This window comes from Pseudogemmobacter lacusdianii, assembly GCF_030848395.1.
In the GTDB taxonomy this organism is placed as follows: domain Bacteria; phylum Pseudomonadota; class Alphaproteobacteria; order Rhodobacterales; family Rhodobacteraceae; genus Pseudogemmobacter; species Pseudogemmobacter lacusdianii.
The window spans coordinates 180758-187198 of record NZ_JAVDBT010000008.1 but is presented as its reverse complement, the minus strand read 5'-3'; the positions used below and the strand labels follow the sequence as shown (position 1 = coordinate 187198).

At 59.4% G+C, this 6441-nt stretch carries 3 protein-coding genes and 1 tRNA gene; all 4 read right to left on the bottom strand.

Features of this window, described 5'->3' with window-relative positions; genetic code table 11:
* Positions 1–80: 80 nt before the first annotated feature.
* The 4 genes from Q9295_RS10445 to Q9295_RS10430 all read right to left on the bottom strand — a co-directional run bounded on the left by Q9295_RS10445 (position 81) and on the right by Q9295_RS10430 (position 6431).
* Positions 81–2954 carry a UvrD-helicase domain-containing protein gene (locus Q9295_RS10445; RefSeq protein ID WP_373457451.1) on the bottom strand — a complete coding sequence of 958 codons (2874 nt, stop codon included), beginning with the start codon at positions 2952–2954 and terminating at the stop codon, positions 81–83.
* A 348-nt stretch (positions 2955–3302) separates the two neighbouring features.
* A complete protein-coding gene (locus tag Q9295_RS10440) occupies positions 3303–5252 on the bottom strand; it encodes a site-specific integrase (protein WP_306680506.1) in 1950 nt (649 codons plus the stop codon).
* Between the two features lie 129 nt (positions 5253–5381).
* A tRNA-Asn gene (locus Q9295_RS10435) sits at positions 5382–5456 on the bottom strand.
* Between the two features lie 69 nt (positions 5457–5525).
* A complete protein-coding gene (locus tag Q9295_RS10430) occupies positions 5526–6431 on the bottom strand; it encodes an MBL fold metallo-hydrolase (protein WP_306680505.1) in 906 nt (301 codons plus the stop codon).
* Positions 6432–6441: the final 10 nt, after the last annotated feature.

Sequence of the window (6441 nt, the reverse complement as noted above, 5' to 3'; positions counted from 1 at the left end):
TCTGTCAGTCTCCTCGCGGAGCCTGAATCACGCCGCGAGTGGATAATCAATGGGTCCTGACCCTAGAGGCAGCAAGGGTATTAACCCCTTCTCGGGAGATGTTTGCGCGTCTCTAAGCCAGAGATGGGCTCTTCGATCTCTTTGAGTTTCGCCTTGCCGCTGCAGACGGGGAACCTCGTGCAGCTGTAGAAGGCGCCGAACTTCCCATCCCGCTTTACCAGCCATCCGCCGTTGCAGGATGTGCAGGCAGGCTGCTCCACTGCGCAGGCCGAACAGCGGTTGTGACGGCTGTCGCGGATCGGCAGCCCCGATCCACATGATGGGCAAGCGGGGAGAATATTGCCGCAATGCGCGACGTGTTCACATCGGTAATATAATCCGCCTTCTTTCGAGCGGTCGGGCAACATACGCCCCGAGCATTCTGCGCAGGTCTCGACCTTGCCTTCTTTGCTCGCAGAGGTTTCCAGATCATAGAATGGATCGGCTAGAAGCTCTTGGACGAAGGCCGAAGGGCGGGCCTCGGATGCGATGATGGTCAGGGTCGAGCGGGCACGGGTCATTGCGACATACATCACGCGCCGCTCTTCGGCGTTCTCGAAAGGCTCGCCCTCGGGTGAGACCAGGCTGAGCAGAGGATCATCGGCAATTTCCGAGGGGAAGCCCACACGTCCCGCATCTGCCTTCAGAAGCACCACATGGTCGGCCTCCAGCCCCTTTGAGGCATGGATGGTCTTAAAGCTGAGGGTCAGCTGCGAGAAGCGCTTTTGCAATTGATAGAGGCCTGGGTCGACGAAGCGGTAACGTCCTAACAGCAGCACAGAGGTCTTGCGCCCCTCAGGGGCAGGCAGATCGCCCAATCTTTGCAAAACGCCTGACAGGGCAGCCTCATCGCCGCCCTTGCGGGTCCAGGCGATTTGGATGGCGGGGCGTGGGGCCACGCCTGCGGGCACCACAGTTTTCACGATCTGCGCGGGGTTCTTGAGAACGAAAGCCCGCGCGGCCAGGGCGATCTTGTCGACGGACCGGAAAGTGCGGCCCAAGTCCACGCTTCGATGCACGCCAGATTGTGTGCCAAATGTCCCGCCAAATCCGCGACCGAAGTTCCGCATGATGTGGATGTCAGAGCCCGCGAAGCGGTAGATCGATTGCCAGTCATCGCCAACCGCGAAGATCCGTGCGTCCTTGTGCTGTGCCTTCAAGGCTTTGATCAGGCGCGCGCGGCTTTGGGAGATATCCTGGAATTCATCGACCAGGATATGCCTGAACGGGCTCTGGTAGCGCCCCTGTTCGGCATAATGCGCGGCCCTCAGGATCATATCCTCAAAATCGATGCGGTCACCAAGGCGGCGCTGGTATTCCGTATAGACCGGCTCAAAAAGCTTCAGGAAGGCTTGGGCACGCTTGCCCAACTTCAGGATCTGGGACTTCTCGAGGCATTGGGCGACCGAATATCCCCCGCTTTTGAACTGCCGCAGGAAAGTGCCGAGCATGCGTGTGAAGGCATCGGCCTGCCCAAGCTCCACCACGCGGTCAAAAATCTCCGCGGCGGGGCGGGGCTTGATCGTGATATAGGGGGCGAGCTTCTCCTGAAGCGCCTCCAGCAGGCGCCCCTCCTTTTGCTCATAGCTGAAGGTCTCGATCAGGATGGTCCCCTGAACTTGGTGGAGCTGCCGCTTCCACTCCATCCCTTCGAGATATTCTTCGCGGTTGACGAAGGGGGCTGTGACCAGGCGTTCCGTCCCGTCGGGGCCACGCTCACGGCGGACGCCGAAGTGCTCCAGGTAGACACCGCTGTCGGTCAGGCGGAAATCGGGCGTGTAGCTGCGCCGCCCGCCCGTTGCGACCTTGTTCTCGTAATCCGGCTCATACTCATAGGCGATGCCGTTCTGGTAAAGCCAGTTGGCGATGCTCAGCTCTTCGCGGCTTTTGACCTGCTCGCCCTGCAGGGTGCGTAGGTCCAGCTTTTCCAGCTGCTTGTAATATTCGTGCTTGGTCTTGTAATCCCAGTCGTCCTTCTGCTCGACTAGGAATTCGGCAAACCAAGAGATCAAGGCGCCGGCCACCTCGGCGACCTTTGCCATGAGGTCCCGCAGGATCTGCCTGATCAGATCGAGAAACGCCGTATCATCCGTTGCATGGGCGGCGAGGGGCGGCTTGGCCCCCTCAACCGAGCCGATGATGTCATAGGCCAGCGCATGGAAGGTGCGGGCCTCGATCGGCATGCCGCAGCGGGCCTCGATGCGCTCTGACATCTCTTTCGCGGCGTCTTTGGCGAAAGCGAGGAGCAGGATTTCTTCTGCGGGCCGGATGCCAGCACGTAGAAGGTAAGCCGCCTTTGCTGTGATGACGCTTGTCTTGCCGGAGCCTGCGCCTGCCAGGACCAAGGTTGCATCTTCGTCGACCACGATGGAAAGCCGCTGTTCAGGCGTCAAAGGCTTGCTCTCGACTGTGTCAAAGAACTCCTTCCAGCGCTCCAGCTCTACCGTGACGAAACGCTCGATAGCCCTTTCCCGCAATTCTGCAGGGTGCGCGGCGAAGGAACGAATTGGAGCTAATCTTTGGTTTTGTTCTTGGCCGATGGCATCTTCGGGCAGGCGGCTCAGAAGCTCATCCTCCAGACGCGAGGCCTCCTGCAGGACAGCGCCGATGACACAGGCAGAGGGATAGGTCTGTGGTGCATCCAAGCGCTGCAATTGCAGCAGCAAGGCGTTAATGCTGTTTTCCTCGTTCGCGAGCTTTCCTTGATTGTAGCTGCGCCAACTTTTTTCGACTTCGTAGATGAAATCACGGGCTAACGCGGTCTTCGCGCCATGCAGCATGACGCTCCGTTCGCCGGACAGGCGTATGCTGACCGATGAGGCCCAAAGGCCGGGCTTTATGCTCGGCGGCGCGATGATCTGAGAGAAGGGTGCCAGAACCTCGGCATGCTCTCCCGCGCTTACCCCTTCGGGCACGAGGCAGAGAGTTGGAGCTGTTCCAGCGCCTTTGAGGGACAGAAGGCGCAGTAAGGCGCTGGACGAAAGTTTCATTCAAGAGGTCTCAAACTTCAAATCAAAAAATTCTTTAATTAATATGGCGCGGACCATGAGCTTTCTCAATGGCGGCAGGCTTCCCATCGTCCAGATGGCATTCATCCGCATCGACGTGAGGGGCGGCTGGATGCAGCGTTTCCACTTTGTCAGGATGAGACGGTTTCGATGATCAAGCCGCGTGAAGACCTTGGTTGGGCGCTTCACATCACCTAGGCTTTGACCACGTTAGGTTGGCGGTAGCGCTGTCTTGCCTCTCCTCATGTGCAGAGCTCATGCCCGCACTTTACGAGGGCGACCGCGACGTGGCCCTGTGGCCTGCGCGGGCTGTGCATCGCGCTTTACTTGGATCGGCCGCAGCCCGTGCTCCGAAAACAGATCACGCTTGTCAAATCCGCTTTGACGATGGCTGTTCGGGGGCAGAACGCCCTCGATTCTTGGCAGGAGGGCGATGATCTCGTTCGCGGTAATCAGGTCAATCGACTGGGTGTAGACTTCGCTGTTCGTATCCTCGCCAGCATGTCCCATGATATCTAGGCGGAGCTCTTTCGCGATCCCTGCTTTCTGAAGGCGGCCGTTCACGTAATGTCGGAAGCTGTGGAAGCTTTTCTTATTTCGTCCCTCGACCAATTGCTTCGTGAGGGCGCGGCGGAATTTATAGTCGATTTTCTCGCCGATCTTATCCTCGGTCGGCATCCGCAAATCGGGGAACAGCATATCAGCGCCTGCTTCGCGCAGCTTGGCTGAACGGTCCAGGAGGCCCAGCTCTACCAATTGCGGGTGCATCGCGATCATTCGGGGGGAGGCGAGGTTCTTAACGCCCCTGACCTTATTGGGAGCGAAGTGGATAAAGGGGATGCCGAACTTCAGGCCAATATCATGGGGGGAAAGGCCGCCGATTTCTGCACGTCGCGCGCCGGTGAATGCTGCGATCAGCGGCAGCCAGTAAAGTCCGTCGCCCTCGACCGTCGGGCCGGGCTCCTGCCACTTTTTGCCCCGCAGATTCCCCCGCCAGATCGGGTGCTCGAAAAGGGCGAGGATATCATCAGATTGCAGCGCTGGCCGCTTGTCCCGCGCGCGCTTCGTCTCGCGGGGCTTGAGGCTCTTGGTGTCGAGGGTCGCGAGGTCTCGGTAGCCCTCGCTGATTGCCTTGCGGAAGATCAGCGCCAGATAGCCGAGGTTCCGCTTGATGGTCGAAGGAGCCAGGCCGACCTCTTCAGGCGGGAGCTTCTTAGCCCTCTTGAGGATCTGGGGCAGCGACATCGATTGCTCTGCGCTCGATTTGCGATAGGTCTTTGGCAGGGCATTCAGCAGGTCGACGAACTTCGCCAGATGAACCTGACGGATGTCGCGGAGATCGCTGATGCCCGTCGCTTCGGCGAACAGACGGAAAATTCTGACCTGCTGATCGATGCTCAGTGCCTTGACCTCGGCCTTGCGCTGCTGTGCCTCAAATCTCGCGATGAGGTCTTCCCAAGCGGGCGAATAGGCGGCCACTGGTTCTGCTTGATCAGCAGGCTGCGTGCTCTGCGGTTGTGGAGCTGCGCCAGGGCTCGCGAGGGCCTCCGCAATCTGTAGGGCTTCGTCAAAACCGACGGTCGTGTCCTTGGCTGTTTGAATATAAGCCGCCGCTCGACCTTGGATATATTTATTCCTCGCAATAAGAAAGTCAGCTGCACCAATGTCTTGGCGGCCGATGGAAGTCTGGAGTTGATCGAGGATCTGGCTGCCATGCCTATCCTTCGGGGTGCTGGTGGCGAGCGAGACGTTGTTCTCAAGGTTCTCGCGAAGCAGTGCAATTTCAACCTGGCTCCGGCCTTCGATATGCAGGGCCTCGGCTTGGGCTTCAGTCAAGGGTGCGGCACCCCGTCCATGCTGGGCGATCATGCGTAGAGCGGTGCCCATGGCCCAATCCTGCGCCTGATTGCTTTCAGAATCGCCCCTGTGGCGCACGTCGGCGCGGAAGATCGCAATCTTCTTTTGCTCGCGTTCAATGATGAACTCGAGGAACGTGCGGGCTTCAGCGACGGTCAGGCCTTGGACGGACATGGCATCGAACAGGTTGTTGCTTTCGACCGTTACGATTGCAGCACGGCGTCGTGCAATCAACGGTTCATTCGTCCGAAGGCTGATTTGAAGGATCCTGCCACCAGCGCGGGCAGGGGTGCGGCGACGCCAGACATAGGACGCGCCACGGCGGTAAAGATGCGACTGGAAAGTCATAGGATACCCTTAATGGACAGGGCAAATCCGATTATCGGCATCTCTTCCGAGTGTGATACGTATCACACTCACATGGTTTTCGCGCTATTTACGCGAAAATACCAAATTCATCAGAATGTTAGATGATTTTGGCTCCGGCGGTAGGGATCGAACCTACGACCAATTGATTAACAGTCAACTGCTCTACCGCTGAGCTACGCCGGAACACGAGGGGGTGTATAGCGAGGGTGTTCGGGGGCGGCAAGGGGCAAAAGCGGAAATATGACGGCTTTTTCAAACTCTTTTCCAAAGGGCCTCTGGAGAGGGGCTCGGATCGGCCCAAACCAGCTTTCTTTCTGCAAGATCAAGAAGATGGGAAAGTGCTGATCTTTGCGCTGCGGGCAGCAATTCTGGTCCGATATCGCTGTAAATGCGGGCTGTCAGCACCTCGAGGCAGATGGGCTCGGCACCTAGGGTGCCAAGGATCTGCGCCTCACGGACGCGGCGGTGGGCGGTGAGCTCGGCCAGCCGTGCGGCAGGTTCAAATATCGGATCGCCATGCGCGGGCAGCAGCAGGCGCCAGTTCTGGGCTGCAAGCTTGGCGAGTGATTCCATATAGGCACCCATATCGCCGTCGGGGGGCGAGACGAGACTTGGCGCCCAAGCCATCACATGATCGCCGCAAAAGAGCACATCCTCCCATGCGAAGCACAGGTGTGACCCAAGATGGCCGGGGGTGTGCAGCGCCTGCAGGCTCCAATCCGAACCGGAGATTCTTTCGCCGTGGCGCAAAAGTCGATCGGGAGTGAAGCTGAGATCCAACCCTTCACCGCCGCCATTCATCCCCGCCGCGACCAGCCGCTGCATGGCAGGGCTGCGCCCGTCGGTTGCGGTGCCATAGGCCAGAATCGGTGCGCCGGTGGCGCGGGCCAATGCCGGTGCCAGTTCGGAATGGTCGCGGTGGGCATGGGTGACGAGAATCGCGGTGACGCGCTCTCCCGGATCCAAGGTCGCGAGAATCGCCGCGAGGTGGCTCTCGAGACCCGGACCGGGGTCAATCACGGCGACCTCGCCGCTGCCGATGATCTCGGTCCAGGTGCCGGGGCCGGTCATCGGCGAGGGGTTTTGCGCCAGAACCCGCCGGAGCCGACCGGGAAGGGGGCCAAGCTCCGGCATAGACTTTTCAATCGCTCCGCTCATCGCTAGCCTT

What these genes read in the sequence shown, in the direction of transcription:
- Q9295_RS10440 (WP_306680506.1), bottom strand. Translation starts at nt 5,252, where the DNA reads ATGACTTTCCAGTCGCATCTTTACCGCCGTGGCGCGTCCTATGTCTGG.
- Q9295_RS10430 (WP_306680505.1), bottom strand. Translation starts at nt 6,431, where the DNA reads ATGAGCGGAGCGATTGAAAAGTCTATGCCGGAGCTTGGCCCCCTTCCC.